This window comes from Bariatricus sp. HCP28S3_A7 (assembly GCF_052066375.1).
In the GTDB taxonomy this organism is placed as follows: domain Bacteria; phylum Bacillota; class Clostridia; order Lachnospirales; family Lachnospiraceae; genus Allocoprococcus.
Genome location: NZ_JBQHSG010000016.1, coordinates 1 through 22508, shown reverse-complemented (window position 1 = coordinate 22508; position 22508 = coordinate 1). Strand labels below are relative to the sequence as shown.

Here is a 22508-nt window from a genome sequence, read left to right as displayed (position 1 = left end):
AATATATGCCAATTTAAACTGAAGAGAGGTTTTACAAATGAATAAAAAAGCGAATTTTACTGCCGGAGTCCGGGATGGAATTCCAATCTTTCTCGGATACATGGCAGTCTCTTTTACGTTCGGCATAATGGGGAGAAATGCCGGAATCTCAGCCTGGGAGGCTGTGCTCATTTCCGCGACCAATCTGACCAGTGCCGGACAATTTGCAGGATTGTCCCTGATCAGTGCATCCGCGTCCTACATGGAAATGGCAGTCACCCAGTTCATCATCAATCTGAGATACTGCCTGATGTCCTGCGCTTTGTCTCAGAAGCTGGATAATCATCTGCCGTTCTTTCACCGTTTCTTCATTGCTTACGGTGTTACAGATGAGATTTTCGGCGTGTCCATAGGCTGTAAAGGCAAATTAAGCCCCTATTATTCCTACGGTGTGATCAGTGTTGCTGCTCCCGGATGGGTTCTTGGCACGTTTCTCGGGATTGTTATGGGAAATGTCCTCCCGACACGAGTTGTCAGTGCACTCAGTGTTGCGCTTTACGGAATGTTCATCGCAGTCATCATTCCTCCTGCCAAAGAGAGCCGGGTGATTCGCGCTCTGGTTCTTGTTTCCATGATCCTGAGCCTTATATTTACGAAAGCGCCTTATTTGAACCAGATCTCATCCGGCTTTCGGATCATTATTTTGACTTTGGTTATCGCAGGCGCTGCTGCGTTTTTCTTCCCTGTAAAGGAAGAAAATCCCGACACCGCTGAAAACAGTCCTGCATCCGCAAAGGAGGGTTCTGAAAATGAAGTATAATATTTACATTTACATACTTGTTATGGCAGTAGTCACCTATCTGATCCGGCTGGTACCGCTGACTTTGATCCGAAAAGAGATCAAGAATCCGTTTATACGCTCATTTCTGTATTATGTGCCGTATGTCACGCTGGCAGTTATGACTTTCCCCGCCATTCTGAGTGCAACGGCGAATATATGGTCAGCTGCCGTGGGATTTGCAGTCGCGCTTATCCTCGCATGGCAGAAACGAAGTCTGATCAGTGTATCGTTGATCTCCTGCATCAGTGTATTTCTGGTCGAACTGATAACCGGAATTTAAGACAGTCTCATTCATAAGGAGGCAGCTATGGCAGAAAAATATGCAAAACATTTCCAGCAGATTCTTCTGATCGGCATTTTCATTATCATCGGTGCACAGATCAATATGAATCTTTTTATTGACAACTTCAGAATTTCGATCGGCACTCTGATCTTTCCTATTACCTTTGTTATGTTTGGGAAATATCCGGTTCTTCCGGTAACATTTATCTCCGCTGTCGGTGTGCTGACTTCACGTGTTCTCTCAGAATGGCTGCGATATGATCAGATTCAATTCTACAGTTTTTTCCCGGAAATGATATTTTATCTGGTTTACGGAACTCTGTTCTATATTTACAGCCACAAGAAAGAAACGCTTTCCCCAGATTGTGCAGCAGTACTCTTTATCTTTGACTATATTTCCAATCTGACGGAGTTGCTGGTAAGACTGGGGGCAGGCGCATTTAACATAAAATCACAGTTTGGGATTTTGCTGGTTGCTTTTTCACGTTCCCTCATTATTTATGGAATACTGTTCTGCCTTCATCATTATAAGTTCAGCCTTCTTCGCCGGGAACATGCTCTGCGCTATCAGCGTCTTCTTCTGCTGATCTCGAAATTAAACGGAGAAGTTGTGTGGATGAAGAAGAATACAGGTCTGATTGAAGAAACCATGAATACCTCCTACCAGCTATACCGCGAGCTAGAAGAAAACGGAACCGATGAGACACTTTCCCGCAAGGCACTTGGTGTTGCGAAAGATATCCACGAGATAAAAAAAGAATATCTGCTGATTCTCCGGGGTTTATCGGAAGCTCTGGACCTGAATCTGAAAGATGAAGGAATGTATCTGACCGATATTCTCACCGTCCTAAAGCAAAGCCTCACCACAGAATCTTCGGATAAAAAAGCAGACATCTCATTCCAGATTCAGGAAAATCTCTACACGGAAAATCATTATTTCCTGATGAGTGTATTCCGTAATCTTCTTACGAATGCGATTGAAGCTTCTGAGAAAGACAATCCGCAGATTCACGTGATCCAATCCACAGATGCTGACTCTTACCTTTTTGACGTTACCGATGACGGTCCGGGAATTCTGCCTGAGGATCTGGAGCAGATCTTTTCTCCCGGTTTTTCAACCAAGATTAATTTTACAACGGGCGAAATCAGTCGGGGACTTGGCCTTAATCTGGTACAGGATCTGATTAAAAACCAGTGGAACGGGGAAATCCAGGTTTCTTCCGTTCCGGGCTGCACTACATTTCACATCCGCATACCCAAAAGTGACTGGAGGTAATATAAAATGAAATTCTATTTAATCGATGATGACCGCAATGTTCTGAATATTCTGAAATTGATTATCAAAAGCAGGCAGCTCGGCGAAGTATGCGGAACCGCCCAGAGTGGAACCGACGGACTGGATGATCTGCTTACGGCCCAGCCCGACATTATCATAGTCGACCTTCTGATGCCGGAAATAGATGGTATCTCTTTCGTCAAAAAAGCCCGCAATATTCTTCCGGATTGTTCCTATATCATGCTTTCTCAGGTTACATCCAAGGATATGATCGCAAGTGCTTACGAAAGCGGGATTGAATTCTATATCCAGAAACCGGTCAACAGTATCGAAGTAGAGTCTGTGATCCGAAAGGTGATCGATTCCCTGGGTGCAAGACGGACTCTGACTCAAGTACAAAACATCTTTCTTGACCAGCAGATGCGTACACCCTCTCCTGCGGTGGAAGAAACGGCAGAAAAGCAACAGATTTTACGACTCAGGAGCATCCTCCGTCAACTTGGAATCATCGGCGAAAAAGGAAGCCGTGACATCATTACTCTGGTCGATTATCTGATGGAAAATGATGAAAATATGGACGACACCACTTTAAGTGATCTCTGCAGCAACTTCACGGATTCGCCGAAATCTATGGAGCAGCGCATTCGACGCACTGCCTTTACCGGCATGGTAAATCTTGCGAATCTCGGGCTGGAAGACTACTCAAATGATATTTTCACGACGTATGCCAATACACTCTACAATTTCGAGCAAGTACGTCGGGAAATGGACTATATCCGTGGAAAAAGTGACAAACATGGAAATGTAAAAATTAAAAACTTTCTGAATTCACTGGTTCTTGCCTGCGAAGATCACTAATATACATATATTAATTTCATCTATAAAAGGAGCCGTTTATTGACAAAATATACAATTGCCAGGCTCTTTTTTTGTGACTTTTTTAGAACTTTCTTTCCATTTTGATACCATTTGAATCTTTTTGAAACTTGCTTCCTATGATATCCGCATATTCAATGTTATCACGAAAACAAATATTTAATTAGGAGGCAATTATGGTTACAATTATTTCTGGAATTGGTTTGTTACTTCTGACCCTCGCTGGTTTCTCTCTCTTCAGTCTGAAAATGCCGAAAGGCCAGGCTGCCATGTCGGGTATGGCAAATGCTGCCATCGCTACATTTCTGATAGAGGCTGTTCATCGTTATATCACAGGCGACTTGCTTGGACTTGCTTTCTTTCAGGAACTCGGCGCAACATCCGGAAGTCTTGGCGGTGTTGCTGCAGCGATCACAGTACCAATCAGCATGGGTGCGAATCCGGTATTTGCTGTCGTAGCCGGTGTTGCTGTAGGCGGTTACGGAATTCTTCCTGGATTTATCGCCGGTTACATCGTAGGACTGATTTCTCCGATACTCGAAAAGAAACTTCCTGAAGGGCTGAATATCATAGCAGGTGCACTGATCATCGCTCCTGTTGCCAGAGCGATCGCAATCCTCGTAGATCCTGTAGTAAACTCTACTTTATTGAAAATCGGCCAGACAATCTCCGCTGCTGCAGATCAGTCTCCGATCGTCATGGGACTTCTGCTCGGAGGCATCATGAAAATGATCTGTACCTCTCCTCTTAGTTCCATGGCGCTTACCGCCATGCTCGGACTCGACGGACTTGCAATGGGAATCGCAGCCATCGCATGTGTGGGCGGATCTTTTACAAACGGAATTATTTTCCATCGCTTAAAACTGGGTGACAGAAGCAACATTATCGCCGTCATGCTGGAGCCACTGACTCAGGCAGATATTATAACACAGAATCCGATACCTATTTATTGTTCAAACTTCTGCGGAGGAGCACTGGCTGGATTATCAGCTGCAGTATTTGGTATAATTAACAACGCTCCCGGTACTGCTTCCCCGATTCCGGGACTTCTGGCACCGTTTGCTTTTAATCCGCCGCTTAAAGTAATTGCTGCCATCGGACTTGCAATCCTTGGAGGAATTACAGCAGGCGTGGTTGGATCAACCGTATTCAAGAAGCGTTTCGCACATACCGAAACAGCCACGATTCCGGAAGGAGCCGTGCTGGAATAATTTCATAGAACCCATAAGAAACAGCCCGGCGTTCAAATCAAAACGCCGGGCTGTTTCCATGTATACTTTCTTCTATATTATTTATTTTGCTGATGCAGGAACTGTATCTTCTTTCTCTGTCAGTTTCTTGATTCCCTGTACCGCTACAATAATACCGAGAATCAGAAGCAGTACAGCAAAGATAAGCTGAAGTGTATTTCCAAGACTAAGTCCTGTTGTCATCAATTGTTTTGACAGATTGATACTTGTTGTCGCAAGCGCAGTGAAAGTTACCGCCATCATAAATACCATCGGAATCCAAAGCATAACACCCTGACGATGTGTCTTCTTCAGGAATGCAGCGCAAGCCAGCAGAGCAAGTACTGCAAGAAGCTGATTTCCTGAGCCAAATAATGGCCAGATCTCAGCATATCCAACTTTCGCAAGCATATATGCGACAATCAGAGTCACAATTGTAGAAACATAGTTATTCGTCAGAATTTTTTTCCATGCAGGCATTGTATCCGAAGTATCTCCGTCTTCAAGGAAAAACTCCTGGAAAGAAATACGTGCCACACGTGCAACAGAATCCAAAGATGTCAGTGCGAATGCAGATACGGAAAGATTGATCAATGTAAAGATCAGATCATGCGGAAGCCCGATCACTGACAGGAAATTTGCAATCGCTCCTGCAAAAATCTGAGGCTGGGTCAGAAGTCCCTGACTGGCAGCCTCTCCCTCAGCGAAGGAAGCAACCGCAATCAGTGCCAATACCGCAAGCATACTCTCCAAAAGCATTGCTCCGTAGGAAACCGGAAGCATATTCTTTTCATTCTTAATCTGCTTTGAAGCAGTTCCTGATGAAACCAGTGAATGGAATCCGGATACCGCACCACACGCAATCGTCACAAACAGGATCGGGAACATGCTCTTTCCATCTACATTAAAGCTTGTCACCGCCTGAAGGTTGCATGATGGATTTGCCACAAAAACGCCAATCACTGCGGCTCCGATCATGAAAATCAGCAGATAGCTGTTCAAATAATCACGTGGTTGTAAAAGTGCCCACACCGGAGTTACACAGGCAATCATAATATATATAAAAATAATAATGTGCCAAGTTCCAAGGCTCATATAAACCGGGCAGGCAAGTCCGATTGCAACTGCCGCTACCAGCATGACAATCGCAATTGCTGTATTCACCCATTTATTCAACTTTGCGTATTTCAGAATCATTCCAAGTGCAACCGCCTCAAAAATAAACAGTACAGAAGTAGTCGCAACAGACCCGTTTGCCGCCACTTTCGTCACAGCGCCGGATGCATCTGCCGAAAAGCCGTTGAATGTACCTGCAACCACATCAGCAAATGCTGCAATAACCAAAATACAAAACAGCCAGCAAAAGATTGAAAATAATTTCTTTCCCAACTTTCCAATATATTCTTCAATAATATATCCGATTGTACGGCCTTTATTTTTTACTGAAGCATACATTGCTGCGAAGTCCTGTACCGCTCCTACAAAAACACCGCCAATCAGAATCCACAAGAATGCCGGAAGCCATCCAAAAATTGCTGCCTGAATCGGACCGTTGATTGGTCCCGCTCCTGCGATCGATGCAAACTGATGACCAAATACAATATTTGTATCAGCCGGCACATAGTCTACACCATCCTCCAGCTCATACGCCGGTGTCTTGGCATTCGGGTCAATTCCCCATTTCTTCTCAAGGTATCGTCCATAGAAAAGGTATCCTGCACTCAACACCACAATGGCGATCACCATCATTAAAATACCATTCATAAAATCACTCCTCTTTTCTTTCGTCTCTTTTCTTTCGTCTCTTTCCTTAATTCTCACCTCATTGTTTTACCACTTTAAGACGTTGAATACAAGAAGCATAATACATAAAATTACCGAATATTTTTATCGATTTTTGTAGGTTTTATAAAATATTTTTTATAATGGTTTTCTTGCCGTGATGGCTGAAGACATGATATATTCACCAATCGCCAGGGATCGTCCCCATCGTTCTTCATATTCCTTGGAGACAGGCTTCGCAATCACTTCCACTTCCTCAAATCCTGCCATTTTAATAATTTTTTCCAATTCTTCTACCGAAGACGCTCCGGACACTCAGCAGGAATGCATGGCTTCGTCCCTCTTCATTTCTTCGGTCAGCTCTTTTATGATCACAATATCACACAGGGAAATCCTTCCTCCGGGCTTCAGCACCCGGTAAATCTCCCGGTACACTCTTAGTTTATTATCGGACATATTGATCACACAATTGGAAATGCATACATCCGCCGTACAGTCAGCGACAGGAAGATTCTCAATCTCTCCCAGTCGGAATTCTACATTACGTATTTTGTTTTCCTTAGCAATTTTGCGCGCCTTAGAGATCATCTCCGGTGTCATATCGACGCCAATCACTCTTCCTCTTCTGCCGACCTTTTTCCCTGCGATAAAACAGTCAAGTCCGCTTCCGCTTCCCAAATCAAGCACCACTTCTCCCTGAGAAATCTCTGCCTTCCGATGCGGATTTCCACATCCCAGTCCCATATTTGCCCCTTCTGGAGCTAATGCCAGTTCTTCCTGCCTATACCCCACACTGGACGATATTTCCTTGGAACCATTATTTCCACTCAGAACAGATCCCTCAAATTCTTCCCTTGCAATCTTTCCATAATCACGTCGTACACTGTCATGGATGTCCGCAGACTTCTTCTGTTTCCTTAAAATATCCACTGTATGTGCTGTTGCCCCCAACAGTTCTTTCCGTTCGCATGTCATTAAATGGTACTTTATGAAACTTTCAAATGTCTTTTCATCCATTGCATTCAAAATCGGACGCATATAATCGGCCGCTCCGTCCGCAGAGATCAATTTGATCCGTTCCAGTCCTGCCGCCTGGTTATATGCATCGATATCTTCTATCCGGACATAATCGTACAGATCTTCCGGCTTTGCGATCACGTGGAAATCCTCTGTAAGCTTCCCCTTCTCCAGAGACTCCAGAATATGATTTTCCTTAAATCCATACGTCAGCACACTGTATTCATTCATAACATACGCCACAAGAATCACGCCATCCTCTTTGACAACGCGCTTCGCCTCCTTCAGCGCCTTCACCTTGTCCTCCATCGTATACAGGTGATACATCGGCCCAAACACCAACACAACGTCAAACTCGTTATCCGGGAATCTGGAAAGCTTCATGGCATTTCCCTGATATGCTTTGACAGTACTGTTCTTCTTCTTCAGAATTCCAAGATTATACTTTACAAGTTCCACCGCCGTCACATCATATCCTTCTTCCGCCAGCGCCACCGAATAACGTCCGGTTCCTGCACCAACGTCGAGGATTTTCGCGGATTTATCCTCCGGAAGATATTCGTGAATGTATTTCATAGAAGTCAGAAATTCCACCTGTCCATGGCGGCTGTTCAAGCGCTTCTCCTCGTTAAACTTGTTATAGTATTTCTCCAGTTCTGTCATCATAATAAAAACTCCACTCTATTCATATTCCCGGAACGCATATGTGAATCCCGTTTCATTCATCAGCGCCAGATACGGTTCCGGCTCAAATGCTTCCAACGAAAAGACACCCGGTTTCCTGTAAATCCCTTTCGCATAAAGTTCAATCGCAAGCGCTGCACCGAATCCGGTCTGTGCCACGACCGCCTGCATGGAGAACCGTTTCATCGCTTCTTCATTGGAATACGACTGATACATCATTATCTTCTTTGTTTTTCCATCTTTTTTCCCGATAGCAAGAACACCCACCACCATCTCTCCGGACATCTCGTCCTTGATATTCTTCGGTGCCGGTGCACATGCAGCGATCACATCACGCGGTACCACTTCCACATCCCCGACCTTAACCTTTTTCGTCGTATTCAAATGCAGATGGTCCAGAACCTTCAGTGCCTGAATCAGCTTCTCATCAAGAGAAATCTTAAACGTACAGCGCTTCAGTCCATATTGAGAGAGATATCTTGGCATGGTTACCGTTTCTTCATGCTCTACCTTGACGAAGGTATTATCTCCGACCTCCGGCATGCAGAAGACTTCCTGCCCGGCGAACGGCTTCTCCACCAGGAATCCTCCACGGTCCTTATCGTATTCTACATTCGGATTCATAACCTCATCCAGCACCGTCCAGACATTAAATCCAAATACAATATCATCTTCCTCGCCGGCCACTTCCAGATTGCCGCCGTCCCGCACGTGGAGTTCTTCCACTTCATCAAATTCGTATTTACAGAGATATTTTGCAAACACATTTACCACACCCGGATCGATTCCCAGACAGATCAGCGCCGTATTTCCCTGATTCCGCCAAGCATCATCTCGGTCAAAATTATAGGCCGTCATCACTTCATCATAGCTGTTCTCAATCCCAAGTCCATAGGCAGGATTCTCCTTAGGAACAGACCAAGTTCCCATATTGGAATAGTCCACGCCCGACTCAAAAGCTGCATCAAAAATGTAATTTGCGCAAAATGGGCTGGATGCATCCATTACAAAATCAATATTATATTCTTTTATCAACTTTTTTATTTCTTCTTTTTTAGTCGCATCCAAGTATTCTGCATAAAATCTTGCATCATTCAGATTCCTTTGCACTTCCTCCGCTCTTTCCAAACTGATGTCACAAAGCAGACAGAATTCAAACCATTCCCCCGCCTCATCACGTTCTTTCAGCATCTTCACGATGCACTCACCTACAGCTCCGCTTCCCACAAGCATCATTCTCATAACCTTACCTCCTGACCGGCATCCATATTCCGGATCGTTGTCTCATTATTCTATTCTCTACCCGGCAAAAAAAGAAAACAAGACGCACTCCCATCGTGCATCTTGATCTTCTCTGTCCTTTTACCAGTTGGTTATGTCCTCGTAGGTGATACCCGTCCAGAATTTCAGAAATCCTGCGTTCGTATTCTCTCCAAAGAATTGTCAGTCGGCCTTCCTTTTGCCTGCTAGTTTCCCGATTACACTGGATGCATCTGGCTGTAATCTTTGCTGCTTCGGCCCCGATTCAAACGGCGTCTTAAGCTGACCTCATCCATTTCTTTTTCTTTAAACCTAACAAATTCTCACCCTGCTGTCAAGAATTTTCTCCATTTTGAATATAACGGTTGATTTTCTCATATGTATGGTAGAGTAGGCGGATGAACCTTTCATCCGCCCCTCATCAAACCGTGCATGAGGTTCTCCCTCACACGGCTTTCCGACATTCTTCTTTCTACAGCATTACGTCATGCTTTAGCCATTTTCTTTAATCCTTTTTCGTAAATGCTATTTCTAACAAATCCCACCTTTGACATATGATGTCGCCTTCGGTGCTTCTTGTTATACCATCTTGCAAAGGAGCAGATAATGTACCAGTCTAGTGCCTGCATCCATTTTTCATTTGTCTTAGTAGAATAGTAATTCTTCCATCCTATGATTTTAGGATTCAGATTCTTTATTAAATCTTCTTCTTTTGCAACTAGCAGGCTTCGATTGTTTACATTCCTTTTGATTTCTGCTTTCATTTTCTTCATGGCTTTTCTGACCTTTTCCAGTGCCTGTTTTGCACTTCTTTTGGGTCTAAAGCCGTAGGAGCATTCTCTAAAGTCAGCTTCGAAAACTGGCTCTATTGCTATCTTTGTAGCCATCTGCACGATTCTGTCTTTGACCGTTGGTATTCCAAGAGGTCTTTTACTTCCGTCTGGTTTTGGTATCATTACCCGCCTTACTGGGGATGGTTTATATTTGCCATCCATCAGTTCCTCTTTGATTTCTGTTAGATATTTCTCGATTCCCATCGTTTCAATTGCTCGCACCTCTTATCAAGGTTACTTTATCCACTCGCTTAGCACCCTGTATTACTACAGCGCACCGAGTTTAGCTACACGGCTCACTGGCGATTACCGTGACCGGACTTGCACCGGCAAGTGTGGTCCAGCTTCGCTGGACACACGCAACAGAAAAGAGTTCCGCAAAGGGAACTCTTTTCAAAAATATTTTCTTTTACCATGTACGTGAGCTGAGCTGTTTGAACTGAGCAACGGTAGAAACATGTGCATTCAGACCACCGTCTACAGTAACAACCTGTCCTGTGAAATAGCTGCTTTCATCAGAAGCAAGATACAGACACATATTTCCGATATCTTCCGGGCATCCATAACGGTTAACCATGATGTTGCTCAGGAAAATGTCTTTCAGAGCCTGTGGTACATTTGCTTCATTCTGTGGTGTAACAATAAGTCCCGGACGAACACAGTTGCAACGAATGTTCTTCTTGCCGTACTGAAGTGCTGTAGACTTGGTCAGCATATCAACACCTGCTTTTGCACAAGCGTAAGCTGTTGATCCAAGGTCGCCTCCGCAGGAAGCCATAGAACCGATATTGATGATAGAACCACCGTTCTCATTCTTCTCTAAATATGGAAGTACGCATTTTGTAGAGTAGAATGTACCGCGCATATCACTCTGGAAAATAGCATCCCACATCTCAACTGTAAGCTCATCAACACGTCCGTCCTTCAGAGCTACGTTAGCAGCGTTATTTACCAAAACATCAATCTTTCCATACTTTTCTGCTGTATCAGCAAATAACTTTTCGATACTTTCCAGATCTGTAATATCCATAAAGTGATAAGAAGCTTCTCCGCCTTCTGCCACGATGCTGTCAACAACAGCCTGTCCTTTTTCAGCTCTACGTCCACAAATCACTACTTTAGCGCCTTCAGCTGCAAATAATCTGGCAATTCCGATTCCGATTCCGCTGGTGGAACCTGTAACAATTGCAACTTTGTCCTGTAATCTTCCCATGATAATCATCCTCCTTAATTATGCATTCTGCACTTATATTCACATAATAATGTGCCGAATTTCAGCTAATATTACTATAGCGCATTACACCCAATAAATCAATAGCTTTAAAAAATATAAATAAAAGTTATTATTTTCACAAGCCCAGAATCAGGCGGTAATAGTCATTTTCAATGATGATCGATGTCATTTGAAACCGGCAGGCAGCTATCGCTTTGATACGCTCCGTATAAGCTTTCATCTCTTCATCCGTCATGGCGACACCGGAGGCTGGCGTAAAAGTTCCGGTAAATCGATTGTAAGTCCCCTTGTCCGTAAGCCATGAGCTGGAAAAAAACACGACCAAAGGCTCAGAATCCGAAAGAATATCCCTTCCTGCCAGGAGTCTGGAATCATAATCAGCCCCCAGTAAATTCAAAATAGTCGGTAGAATATCCACCTGACAGCAGGGTTTATCAACCGTCACGCCTTCCTCCATCCCCGCAGTCCACATAATGAGTGAATTCTTATACACATCGAAATCCACAGACTTTTCATTCAACGATTCAAGCGAATCCGTTCCGAAGGAACGACCCGCCAGTTCTTCAATAACATCAATATCAGAATACGGAATGTGATCCGGAGCCATAACGATCAGAGTATGGTCTGAGATTTCTGCTTCCTCCAACGCATTTACCAGACGAGTCAAGCCCTTTTCAAGCTCCAGATTCGCCGCAATGTAGGACTTCGTCTTCTCCGAATACGGAAGAGACGCAACAGCCTCCTGATTCCTTTGGGACATCTGGTTGCTTTCAAAACCATACGGTAAATGTCCGCTTAGCGTCAGATAATAAATATGAAAAGGCTCCTGTGTCAAATATTCCTCCAGAGTCTGTTCCACCATATAATCATCCGACTGCGGCCAGTAGACATATCCCTCCTCATTCGTTTCTTTCGTCAGAAGATTCTGACACTCCGAACACTGCCGCCAGTCATATCCCAAATTAGGATGTGACAGAGCCCTGCCATACATATTTTCATTAAAATGAAAACCAATACACGTATAATCCAAAGGCTGCAGTATATTTGCCAGCGTAAAAGGCAGGCTTGTTCCTTGTTCCCCAGTCTCCTTCATGCTGACCGGAAAGCCATTTTACATCCTCATTCGGGGCTTCATCGATCCATTTTTGCAGATCCAGCTCCAACACATTCGAAGAAGTATCAATTTCCGGTTCCGCCACCTCCTCTGCTATTTCTTCATCCTGAACCGCCTTCTCATTTTCCGCATCGGCAAGCTGTTCCAGACTGATATCCATATTACTGTTACTTCCGAAAATCATATGTTTACAATCCAGACGAAGCATCGTAAGAAGTCCCAGCTGCTCCACCTGATCATCCGTATTCGTATCCATAGCATAGAGCTTTTCCGGAGTAAAATCGCCTTCCCAGGGATAAAGATAAACCATAGCCAGCGCCAAAAGATAAAACACCACACAACCTATCATCGGAACAGCGGTAAATCTGTACAGAAACAGGAGTCTTTTCTGTAGAGGCCACCGTTTTTTTGTATCGGTTTTTATCTTTATTCCAAATGTGTCAATTCGAAAAACCTGTATAGCACACATCATTCCCGGAACGACCAGCATAAGAAGCAACCCGATCCAATTCTGTTCAAGAGCCTTCACAACGGCATTTCGATAATCTCCGAGCCGATTGTCTGCAGCCGTATCGAGCGCACTGAATAACTGAAAATACTGCTGCAGAATCCTGCGGCAGATCATTTCCACACAAAACAGCACGGCCAAAAACAAACTGAACACACTTGTCAGAATATGCCTCGTTCTTTTACTAAAACAGTTCACCAGAGCGCTGACCAGCATTCCAAGTGAAACCGCAAAACAGGCAATAATCGGAAAATATGCCATCCTAAGCCGCATATAGAGATGAAAAACCAATTCCAGGTATAATAACAGAATCGGAAAATATAGAATACAGGCATATTTCATAACCCTTCTCAAGCTATCTTTTGTTTGCATTTTTATTCCCCTTTATCTGACTGACATCAATCAATCAGATCATTCTGAAATCTCGACAAATGTTCATACGGCAGGATCTGTCTTCCCCGGTAAAGCCCACATCCATCGTTGATCAGACTGTTATTTACAGCCGAAAACATGTTTACATCCAATTCTGCCAGATTCAGCTGAAGCAGACGCATCCCCCGCTCATACGCTTCATCAAAATAAATACATTCCCATTCCGGAACCGCATCTCTTCTAACTCGTTCGTTCTCCTGACGTTTCTCGTACCCCAGATGATTGGCCGGTCCGATTTCCGCAATATCGTCCATTGTTTTTGTACAAAGCAGATCTTCCATATAATTCTGAAGTATTTTAATAACCGTATCTCCGGAATACAGGTAATCGTTCAATGTTATCATTCGTGTCACTCCTGATATTGATTCTTTTAATTGACATTAATTATAACACACATATCCTGCATTTTCAGTTTTTTTCTTTATCTTTACTGTTTATTTATATCTCTTCATTTCTCACAATTTCCTTTAATATTTCCACCACCTTTTCCATTTCAAAAAGATTCGTGTATTCCTCAACACTATGCACGTTATACATAGAATTGGCGACAACGATTCCTTCGATTCCTTTCTGCGCAAATACATTCTGGTCGCTTCCTCCGAATGTCTTCTCCAGTTTTGGCGAAAGTCCAACCGCTTTTACTGCATTTTCAAACTCTTTCACAGCTTTGCTTTCTAATAAAGTCTCATAGGCCTGAATATGAATTTCCTCCTCCCATGACACAGTTGCTCCAGAAGCGGCTGATTCCTCTTCAAAAATGCATCTGTATTCATCTGCAAGTCTAATTGCATCCTCATGTTGCATACTTCTTATTTCTCCCTGAATCCTTACTTCATCAGGGACAATATTGGTCCCTTTTCCACCTTGCATGATGCCCACATTTCCCGTCACACCTTCCTTCACTTTTCCAAGCTGCAGTTTTCCGATCGCCCTCGACGCAGCCTGAATTGCATGAATTCCTTCTTCCGGATTAAATCCTGCATGTGCCGCTTTTCCGCGAACTACAGCTTCAAACGATAAAATCGTAGGTGCTGCATACGCTGCCCTTCCGACCGGACCACTCAAATCCAGCACATATGCTGTTTTTGCTTTTACCTTACGAAAATCAAATTTCTTAGCGCCAACACAGTACCGTTCTTCACCCGTAGTAAATAGAAGTTCTATTGCTTTATGTGGGATATGATTGTCCATAACATATTTTGCCACTTCATAAATTTCCACCAGTCCGGAATAGTCATCAGCGCCCAGAATCGTTGTTCCATCACTGGAAATTATACCGTCTGCGTTTACAACAGCCTTTTTCCCCTTCCCTGGATTCACAGTGTCCATGTGAGCAGACAGCAAAAGGTAATCCCCTTTGCCTTCAATTTCAGCATAGAGATTACCCGAATTGTCTTCTTGAAGATGAATACCTATTTCCTCATATTTTTTCTTTAAAAACTTTATAATCCCATTTTCTTCTCCTGAAGGAGAATCAATTTCAACCAGTTGTAATAATAACTTCTTTATTTCTTCAATCATCGACACATACTCTCTCTTTCCTCATCAAATTACATAATCCGGTTCATTCATCAGATTCATTTTGCGGAAGAATTCTATTGTACGTTCATTCTTTGGATTATCAAACACTTCTTTCGGAGTTCCATCCTCCACAATATGCCCTTTATCCAGTAAAATCACTCGATTAGACACATGTCGCACAAAATTCATTTCATGCGAAACCAGAATCATCGTGTAACCTTTCTCTGCCACCCTCTTGATTACATCCAGGACTTCACCAACAAGCTCAGGATCCAGCGCTGATGTAGGCTCATCAAGAAGAAGAACCTGCGGTTTCATAGCCAGAGCACGTGCAAGAGCCACCCTTTGCTGCTGTCCTCCTGACAAATGTTTTGGATAATGATTTGCCCATTGCGCCATTCCCACATTTACCAATTCCTGCATCGCAATTTTTCTTGCCTCATCTTTTTTAATCTTCTTTACCGTAACAAGACCTTCCATTACATTTTCCAGAGCAGTTTTCTTCTCAAACAGGTTAAACTTCTGAAAAACCATTCCGGTATTTTTTCGCAGATCCAGAAGATTTTTCGGCTTCTTCTGAGCAAGTTCCACTCTCTCTTCGCCTATATATACCACACCTTGCTCTGGAATTTCAAGATGGTTGATACAACGCAGTAATGTCGATTTTCCAGTTCCCGATGGGCCGATCACTCCCACAACATCACCCTTGTGGATTTCCAGATTCATATCGTCCAACACCACATTATCATGATACTTCTTTGATAAATGTTCAATCTTTATCATATATGCACTCCTTTATACGCGCCGGTGACACCATCGCAACTTGCTCCGGTATACGTATTCGTTTCTCAATAAACTTAATCAATTGTTCAATTATAATCGTAATGACCCAATATATGATAGCAAGTGAGACATATACTTCAAAATAACGATATGTCCTTCCTCCGATGATTTTACCCTGGGCAGTAATCTCTACAACTGCGCAGGTAAATGCCAACGATGTCCCCTTGATAATACTGATCAACGAGTTACCCAATGTAGGAAGCGCCACCTCGAACGCTTCCGGGATAATAATTCTTCTCAAAGCCTGTCCATAGGTCATACCAAGCGCACTGGCGGCCTCTATCTGTCCCGAATTTACTGACTGCAGGGCAGAACGTATTATTTCAGCCATAAACGCCGCCTGATTCAAGCCCAATGCAATCATCGCATACACAAACCCGGGAATATCAGCCACAGCAAGATCAGTTCCCCAGCTGTTGTTGATTGCCGTAAATATCATCGGTATCCCGAAAAATGCGACATAGAGTTGAACAATGACAGGCGTTCCTCGAAGCATTGATATGATAATATTCACAATCTGTGTCAGCACTTTTATATTTTTCATCTTAATAATAGCCATTATGAGCCCTATAACAAGTGCAAGCACCATCGCCAGCAATGCCAGTTCCAGAGTTATAGGAAGCTTTTCCAACAATTCAGGTATTGATGAAAATACCAGTGAAACATCAAATAATTTACCCATTCCCTTTTCCCTTCTATTACACGTATTTTTCTACCAGAACAGTCGAAAATCCCAGATTTATCTTTGGCAGGGAGGCTTCATCTGCCGCCTTTTTCCTCTTTCTTTTCTTATCATACGCATGAGGATCAACTGTAGGATTTGTGATGTATCCCAACTTATGATAGAAACCGGCCGCTCTGTCCTGACTGTTAATAACAATATGTCTGACACCATTCTCAATCAACCATTTTTCCGCTTCCCTGATGAGTATACTGCCATATCCTCCCTTTTGCTTTTCACGAACCACACAGACACGTTCAATTTTCCCGATTCCATCTGCCGGATATGAAATCCGGCATCCGGCAACCGGCTTATGATCTTCCAGTATCACAACACCTTCTAAATCATCTTGAGCTTCTTCCCCCGCAAATTCTAATTCCACAGGGATATTCTGACCAAAGCAGAAGGCATCCGTTCTTACATAATCATATGCTTTCTTTAACCATTCATCCGTTTCTTTATTAATACGATATATTTGCATACCCGTTTCCTCTTAATTAATTGTTTCTTCCAGGTATTTCGGATCTACTGAAGTATCAACTCCCAGATATTTCTTTGTAATTTCCGCAATAGTTCCATCTTCTTTCATTTCCTTCAGAACCTTATCTAAATCCTCACGAATCTGAGCTCCTTTTTCATTTTTTGCGAGAAGGAAATATGTATTATTCTGCGGGAACAGGAAATCTTCTGTCTCTGCATCAATGTCATTGGCCACAAGCTGACCTTCCATTCCAAATTTTGGAAGCAGATTCTCTATGATTGGTCCGTCATCAATCGCAAAATCTGTCGTTCCGTCTACGATATGCTGATAACGAACTTGAAAATCTGTCTCAGAATAAATGATATTGATTTGTTTCTCAGGATGATCTTTATTCCATTTTTCTAATGCATTTCCTGTAAGACTTCCCGCAGTCAGTTCAATCTTGTAGCCTCTTTCAGCCGCATCTTCAAGAGACTCTAACGGCTGATCATCCGCTCTTTGAATATATTCATTAAAGCTTGTCTTGTATGGATATGAAAAATAATAAGATTCGGCTCTCTCATCGGTATATCCATAATTATTACATCTGCATCCGTGATATAATCACCGAATATAAAACGGTTGGTTTCAAGACGTTTCTCCAGTTTGTCAAGTGATTCATAAAAATCTTCATACGCCTCAAAATATGCTTCCGGCGACTGACAGAAAGCCATTCTGTAATGGGAATTATTGATATGCGGAAATAACCAGTCGTTAAACTCATCGATCTCTTTTCTGAATTTCTTTGGATAAAGATCCGGTGCATCCTCGGGCTGGAATGGTCTGAACTGTACCTCGATGTAATTTGTGAGGCGGTGGTAATCATTATTCACTGCCGTTTTATTCACAACATCTACCAGCGTTGGAGTTGTCGCTCTGCCTTTAAAATCCGGATTTGCTCTCTTGTAAAACTCACTTAAGAAATACGCCCCCGTCACCGGATCCCGGTGATCAGGCTGATTTCCAAACCCATGCCCATATACATTCGTTTCCCCAGAGTGAGATACTTTAATATCAGAAATAACATCCTGCAGACCCAGAATATCTCTCACAATTACCGGTCTGTTTGACCAATGGCATCCTGTTGCCCAGTAAATACGATATCTTCCCGCCTCCGCTTTATTGTCACCAGGCTTATCTCCGAATGGTTTTATAAATGCATTAGGCTGTCTGATAAACGCTCCCCTCTCATCAATTTCAACCAATGTTTCATTTGGCCTGGGATCAACACCCACTTCTTTTGCATGAAGCTCTGCCTCAGCGTCTGTGTAAGTGATCCCCTTCTCCTCTTCCTTAGATATATTATTAAATTCACAGCTCATAATCCCCTTCCTTTCTTATCTTATAATTCCTATATGTTTGATATGTATTATCTGCATAGGCTATTATATAACAAAATCCCGAAAATGCAACCCTTTCATCTATAACAGTTTTTTAGAGCCAATTATAAATACAAACTATGATATTCTGTCAAAAAAAGTCGGGACGCTTTTAGCTTCCCGACATTTACAATCAATACTAATTCTATTTTTGTTCAATAAACAGCCTTGCCTGTTCTACTTTGCTTTCTTCTTTGAGCCAATTCTCGATCACAGAGATCTCTGAATCAGTCAAATCCTTTTCCGCATCTGCAACAAGAATAATATATTCTCCCGTTTCATCTGCAATAATACCACATTTGCAGTCCGATAAACTTGAAAAAATGCTTTCTGCTTTATTTGACATCTGTTCCAGATCCAGTTTTGCAGTCGCTTTGCTCTCCATTTCCGCCAGCTGCTCCCGCTTCGCTTCCAGTTCTTCCTGAAGCTTGGCAATTGCTTTTTCCTGAACCGCAATAGTCACTTTGTCTGTATTCTCGCTTTCGCTTGCAGAACTAACCGTATTCTGCGTAACATGCAGCGTATATTCCTCCAGATCATATTTCTCCATTTCTCTTTCCAGAAATGAAATCGTCTCCTGATCGATCGGTGTGCCGACCAGCGATACAGAAATCATTTTCGCTGATTGATCGTAACTACTCTGCACCAACTGCGTATCACTGAAAACAAACTCTTCTTTCAAATAATCGGATATTTGGTTTTCTATGTAAGAACTGTACACTGTATATGCTCCGATCAACAAGCTCGGAATCACGGTAACCACTGTAATAACTGCCACGATCCGGTTTATTCTCTTCTGTCTGCGTTCATCCATGCTCTGATGTGCAGGGACTCCAAGGAGAACCGTCACGAGTGCTGCCGAAAGTGCAATAAACAATGTATTAATAAAGAACAGATAAAATGCCCCGAGGAGAAATTTCGCCTGCATTGTGGCAATTCCATAACCAGCGGTACAAAGCGGTGGCATCAGTGCAGTCGCAATCGCTACTCCCGGAATTACATTGCTTTTCTTCTGCCTTGTATTTCCGATAATCCCGGCTATACCACCGAACAAAGCAATCAGTACATCCCAGATCGTGGGGCTTGTACGCGCAATCATCTCTGCCGTAGGCTCTCCAAGCGGAGAAATAGAAAAATAAATTGAAGACGTAATCAAACTGATCACCATCTGTACTCCAAAACTGAGAAGCGCACGCCGCATCAGTTTGAGATCCCTTACAGCAAGAGAATATCCCATCGTCAGTATTCCACTCATAAGTGGGGAAATCAGCATGGCTCCGATAATCACCGCAGTGGAATTGACATTCAGACCGATTGACGCAATCATGATAGCCATCATCAGTATCCACATATTAGAACCGTGAATGTCCGTGTTCTCCTCCATCATCGCATCGATATCCTCATAGCTCATCATATCACCGCGGATATCAAATAAATTTATTAAAAATCTTTTTAGTGAATTCATTTTTCCCTGCTTCTGTTCGTTTATATTATCCTGTATCATATTATTTACTCCAACTTTCTTTTCCCGAATCAATCAAATCACCTCTCTGGCAGCACAAACATTATCAGGAATAATTATAGCATATATCATCGAATCATGACATTTTTCTGAGAAAAAATATGCATAAAATATGCATATCTCAATTCTGTGATTATTCAGTACACCAAAAATAGTCAATTATTATTCTCAAAATTGCAAATATCTGTTTACCAATCCTTCTATCGTTTTTGAATTCAAAATACTCTGTTCTGTTTCAAAAGTGAGAATCAGACGATCCCCCGGATAAATATCATTCTTTTGATAGGACTCTATTTTTCGGACCGCACTTCTTGCATATTCCTGCTTATCCACCATGCCTTCATGTTCCCAGTATATCTCCTTCCCTATTTTCTTCGACAAAAATGTAAAATCAGGATATACAGTACCATATCCTTTCAGATATAAAGGTTTTTCATATTTGTAAAGTATGTTTCTTCGATAAAAGTAATCTGCAAGAATTTTCTCTGACTTCGATCTCACGCGTTCCCCTTTTTCACTCAGAATCACCACAGTTCCTTCCTGAAATCCTTTCCCCTGATATTCTTCCGTATACCATTCATTAAGAAGTTGCTTCCATGTTGCTTCCACAGGCGTAACTAAAGCTTGTCTGTCTGCATGCAAAGATGTAAAAAGTTCCTCGATCTCATCATCTGAATAATCTCTCGTAATTTTCTTAATCTGTTTTAGTCTCGATTCTGCCTTTTTTATCACCGACAAGTTGTAAGTCTTTTGCGCAAGCTTTTGGGGTAAAGATTTGTCTGATTTCGGAATATAGATTCCACTATTATCCTCTGTACAATGGTAATATCTGATTTTATTTTTATCTTTTGAGATTCTTAGATGTCCATCCGGTGCTGTAGACAATCCTTCTTTTGCTTTATTTACAATGTTTTCCAGATATTTCTGCTCCTGTAAAAGCATTTGTTTTAGACCTTGCATATCTTTTCTCCTACTATTGACTTATATCTGATTTCTTGGAATTACAGTCATCCTTCATCGACGTCGAAGGTGACTTGTTTTTGATTTCTTAGAATTGCGGTCATCCTTCTTCGACATCGAGGGTGACTTGTTTTTGATTTCTTGGAATTACAGTCATCCTTCTTCGACGTCGAGGGTGACTTGTTTTTGATTTCTTAGAATTGCGGTCATCCTTCATCGACGTCGGGGGGTGACTTGTTTTTGATTTTTTGAAGTTAAGGTCATTCTGCGACACGGACCGAAGTGACCTGTTTGAAGAATAATTGAATCTACGGTCAATGATCTGACCAAATATGAAGAAATCCCGGAAGCACAATTGCTTCCGGGACAAAATTCTTTTGATATCTTTGAAACAAACTCGAGAAAACTTTGTTTTCTCTTGTTGTCGCTTGAAACAAACTCGAGAAAACTTTGTTTTCTCTCGTTGTCGCTTGAAACAAACTCGAGAAAACTTTGTTTTCTCTCGTTGTCGCTTCGCTCCAAATTAACGCTTGCTGAACTGCGGAGCGCGACGAGCTGCTTTGAGACCGTACTTCTTACGTTCTTTCATACGTGGATCACGTGTTAAGTATCCAGCTGCTTTCAGAACCGGTCTGTAATCAGCATCTGCTTCAAGCAGAGCTCTTGAAATACCGTGACGGATTGCACCAGCCTGTCCTGTATATCCACCACCGTGTACATTTACTAATACATCAAATTTATCAGCTGTCTCAGTTGCAACCAGCGGCTGACGAACTACAACTTTTAAAGTTTCCAGTCCGAAATATTCGTCGATGTCTCTTTTATTGATTGTGATCTTACCTGTACCCGGTACAAGGTATACTCTTGCGATAGATTTTTTTCTTCTTCCTGTTCCGTAGAATTTAGCATTAGCCATTGTAATATCCTCCTTTCACACCTTCAACTAAAATGTTAAAACTTCCGGCTTCTGTGCCTGCTGTTCATGCTCTGGTCCTGCATATACATGAAGTTTCTTAATCATAGTTCTTCCTAAAGGTCCCTTCGGGAGCATTCCCTTAACAGCCATCTCAATAACTGCTTCCGGCTTCTTAGCCATCATTTCTCTTAATGTAATTTCTTTCATTCCACCTACATAGTCTGAATGATGATAGTATACTTTCTGGTCTAATTTCTTACCAGTTACTTTTACTTTTGCAGCGTTTACAACTACTACGTAATCGCCTGTATCAATGTGCGGTGTGAATACCGGTTTATTTTTTCCTCTTAAAACTTTTGCGATCTCTGCAGAAAGACGTCCGAGTGTCTGTCCTTCAGCGTCAACTACATACCATTTTCTCTCAATCTTATCTGGATTAGCCATGTAAGTTTTCATTGGTTGACCTCCTATGAATTTCCATTTTTACTAATTATTTTCATTGTAGATTCTATTGGAAAACAATCCACTCCGGGGCTTTGGTGTAAATTGTCTCTTCCTCGTGTCATACTTTATCATTATATTATGGTGCCTTTTCCATGTCAACTGTTTTTTTGATTTATTCCTTATTTTTTTCGACTCCCCGCACAATTCGTTATCGTATATACAATCGGATCTTCGACACTTACTAACTGAATAAAACCTCAAAAACCGCGTAACTGCGGCTTTTTTTATGTCAAATTTTATAAAAATATTTGTTGTATGTGTTGTGTGCTGTTGTG

21 protein-coding genes and 3 pseudogenes are annotated in these 22508 nt (G+C 42.3%); 5 read left to right on the top strand and 19 right to left on the bottom strand.

The window, feature by feature from the left end:
• Positions 1 to 37 precede the first annotated feature (37 nt).
• The 5 genes from ACTNA4_RS11180 (at position 38) to ACTNA4_RS11160 (ending at position 4465) form a co-directional block, all read left to right on the top strand.
• Positions 38 to 799, top strand: coding sequence for an AzlC family ABC transporter permease (locus ACTNA4_RS11180; protein ID WP_441030095.1), 762 nt, complete (start codon positions 38 to 40; stop codon positions 797 to 799).
• Positions 789 to 1100 carry an AzlD domain-containing protein gene (locus tag ACTNA4_RS11175; protein ID WP_441030093.1) on the top strand — a complete coding sequence of 104 codons (312 nt, stop codon included), beginning with the start codon at positions 789 to 791 and terminating at the stop codon, positions 1098 to 1100. The genes ACTNA4_RS11180 and ACTNA4_RS11175 overlap by 11 nt, the downstream gene beginning before the upstream one ends.
• A gap of 27 nt (positions 1101 to 1127) precedes the next feature.
• Positions 1128 to 2378: an ATP-binding protein gene (locus ACTNA4_RS11170; protein ID WP_427806988.1), complete on the top strand. Its 1251-nt coding sequence runs from the start codon at positions 1128 to 1130 to the stop codon at positions 2376 to 2378.
• A gap of 6 nt (positions 2379 to 2384) precedes the next feature.
• Positions 2385 to 3236 carry a response regulator gene (locus ACTNA4_RS11165; RefSeq protein WP_441030091.1) on the top strand — a complete coding sequence of 284 codons (852 nt, stop codon included), beginning with the start codon at positions 2385 to 2387 and terminating at the stop codon, positions 3234 to 3236.
• 194 nt (positions 3237 to 3430) lie between these two features.
• A complete protein-coding gene (locus tag ACTNA4_RS11160) occupies positions 3431 to 4465 on the top strand; it encodes a PTS sugar transporter subunit IIC (protein WP_441030089.1) in 1035 nt (344 codons plus the stop codon).
• An 81-nt stretch (positions 4466 to 4546) separates the two neighbouring features.
• Here ACTNA4_RS11160 and ACTNA4_RS11155 read toward each other — a convergent pair whose 3' ends face one another.
• The 19 genes and pseudogenes from ACTNA4_RS11155 to rplM form a co-directional block, all read right to left on the bottom strand.
• Complete coding sequence (locus ACTNA4_RS11155; RefSeq protein WP_441018326.1) at positions 4547 to 6247, bottom strand: carbon starvation CstA family protein; 1701 nt, start codon at positions 6245 to 6247, stop codon at positions 4547 to 4549.
• A gap of 156 nt (positions 6248 to 6403) precedes the next feature.
• Complete coding sequence (arsM, locus tag ACTNA4_RS11150; protein WP_441030127.1) at positions 6404 to 7195, bottom strand: arsenite methyltransferase; 792 nt, start codon at positions 7193 to 7195, stop codon at positions 6404 to 6406.
• Positions 7178 to 7948 (bottom strand): annotated as a pseudogene (locus ACTNA4_RS11145) (class I SAM-dependent methyltransferase); the annotation flags it as partial. The pseudogene ACTNA4_RS11145 and the gene arsM, both read right to left, overlap by 18 nt.
• A gap of 15 nt (positions 7949 to 7963) precedes the next feature.
• Positions 7964 to 9208: a saccharopine dehydrogenase family protein gene (locus tag ACTNA4_RS11140; RefSeq protein WP_441018328.1), complete on the bottom strand. Its 1245-nt coding sequence runs from the start codon at positions 9206 to 9208 to the stop codon at positions 7964 to 7966.
• Positions 9209 to 9711: 503 nt separating this feature from the next.
• Positions 9712 to 10263 carry a group II intron maturase-specific domain-containing protein gene (locus tag ACTNA4_RS11135; RefSeq protein ID WP_441030087.1) on the bottom strand — a complete coding sequence of 184 codons (552 nt, stop codon included), beginning with the start codon at positions 10261 to 10263 and terminating at the stop codon, positions 9712 to 9714.
• A 205-nt stretch (positions 10264 to 10468) separates the two neighbouring features.
• On the bottom strand, positions 10469 to 11272 hold the full coding sequence (locus ACTNA4_RS11130; RefSeq protein ID WP_427806981.1) for an SDR family NAD(P)-dependent oxidoreductase: 804 nt from the start codon (positions 11270 to 11272) through the stop codon (positions 10469 to 10471).
• Between the two features lie 136 nt (positions 11273 to 11408).
• Entirely contained in the window at positions 11409 to 12386 is a 978-nt protein-coding gene (locus ACTNA4_RS11125) for an LTA synthase family protein (protein WP_441030085.1), read from the bottom strand.
• The gene (locus ACTNA4_RS11120) at positions 12292 to 13287 is read right to left on the bottom strand and encodes a hypothetical protein (protein ID WP_441030083.1); all 996 of its coding nucleotides are present in this window, start codon (positions 13285 to 13287) and stop codon (positions 12292 to 12294) included. The genes ACTNA4_RS11125 and ACTNA4_RS11120 overlap by 95 nt, the downstream gene beginning before the upstream one ends.
• Positions 13288 to 13313: 26 nt before the next feature.
• Positions 13314 to 13637 (bottom strand): annotated as a pseudogene (locus tag ACTNA4_RS11115) (guanosine polyphosphate pyrophosphohydrolase); the annotation flags it as partial.
• Between the two features lie 148 nt (positions 13638 to 13785).
• On the bottom strand, positions 13786 to 14868 hold the full coding sequence (locus tag ACTNA4_RS11110; RefSeq protein WP_441030081.1) for a M20/M25/M40 family metallo-hydrolase: 1083 nt from the start codon (positions 14866 to 14868) through the stop codon (positions 13786 to 13788).
• A gap of 24 nt (positions 14869 to 14892) precedes the next feature.
• Positions 14893 to 15651, bottom strand: a complete 759-nt coding sequence (locus tag ACTNA4_RS11105) for an amino acid ABC transporter ATP-binding protein (protein WP_441019117.1) — start codon at positions 15649 to 15651, stop codon at positions 14893 to 14895.
• Positions 15638 to 16393, bottom strand: a complete 756-nt coding sequence (locus ACTNA4_RS11100) for an amino acid ABC transporter permease (RefSeq protein WP_427806974.1) — start codon at positions 16391 to 16393, stop codon at positions 15638 to 15640. The genes ACTNA4_RS11105 and ACTNA4_RS11100 overlap by 14 nt, the downstream gene beginning before the upstream one ends.
• Positions 16394 to 16409: 16 nt before the next feature.
• Positions 16410 to 16913: a GNAT family N-acetyltransferase gene (locus tag ACTNA4_RS11095; protein ID WP_441019113.1), complete on the bottom strand. Its 504-nt coding sequence runs from the start codon at positions 16911 to 16913 to the stop codon at positions 16410 to 16412.
• 12 nt (positions 16914 to 16925) lie between these two features.
• A pseudogene (locus ACTNA4_RS11090) lies at positions 16926 to 17438 on the bottom strand (hypothetical protein); the annotation flags it as partial.
• On the bottom strand, positions 17390 to 18274 hold the full coding sequence (locus ACTNA4_RS11085) for a glutathione S-transferase C-terminal domain-containing protein (RefSeq protein WP_441019111.1): 885 nt from the start codon (positions 18272 to 18274) through the stop codon (positions 17390 to 17392). The gene ACTNA4_RS11085 and the pseudogene ACTNA4_RS11090, both read right to left, overlap by 49 nt.
• A 202-nt stretch (positions 18275 to 18476) precedes the next feature.
• Positions 18477 to 19835, bottom strand: coding sequence for a DUF389 domain-containing protein (locus ACTNA4_RS11080; protein ID WP_441019109.1), 1359 nt, complete (start codon positions 19833 to 19835; stop codon positions 18477 to 18479).
• Between the two features lie 186 nt (positions 19836 to 20021).
• Positions 20022 to 20813 (bottom strand): hypothetical protein, encoded by a 792-nt coding sequence (locus ACTNA4_RS11075; protein ID WP_427806970.1) that lies wholly within the window; start codon positions 20811 to 20813, stop codon positions 20022 to 20024.
• Between the two features lie 523 nt (positions 20814 to 21336).
• A complete protein-coding gene (gene rpsI, locus ACTNA4_RS11070) occupies positions 21337 to 21729 on the bottom strand; it encodes a 30S ribosomal protein S9 (protein ID WP_427806969.1) in 393 nt (130 codons plus the stop codon).
• Positions 21730 to 21756: 27 nt separating this feature from the next.
• Positions 21757 to 22185 carry a 50S ribosomal protein L13 gene (gene rplM, locus ACTNA4_RS11065; RefSeq protein WP_441030079.1) on the bottom strand — a complete coding sequence of 143 codons (429 nt, stop codon included), beginning with the start codon at positions 22183 to 22185 and terminating at the stop codon, positions 21757 to 21759.
• Positions 22186 to 22508: the final 323 nt, after the last annotated feature.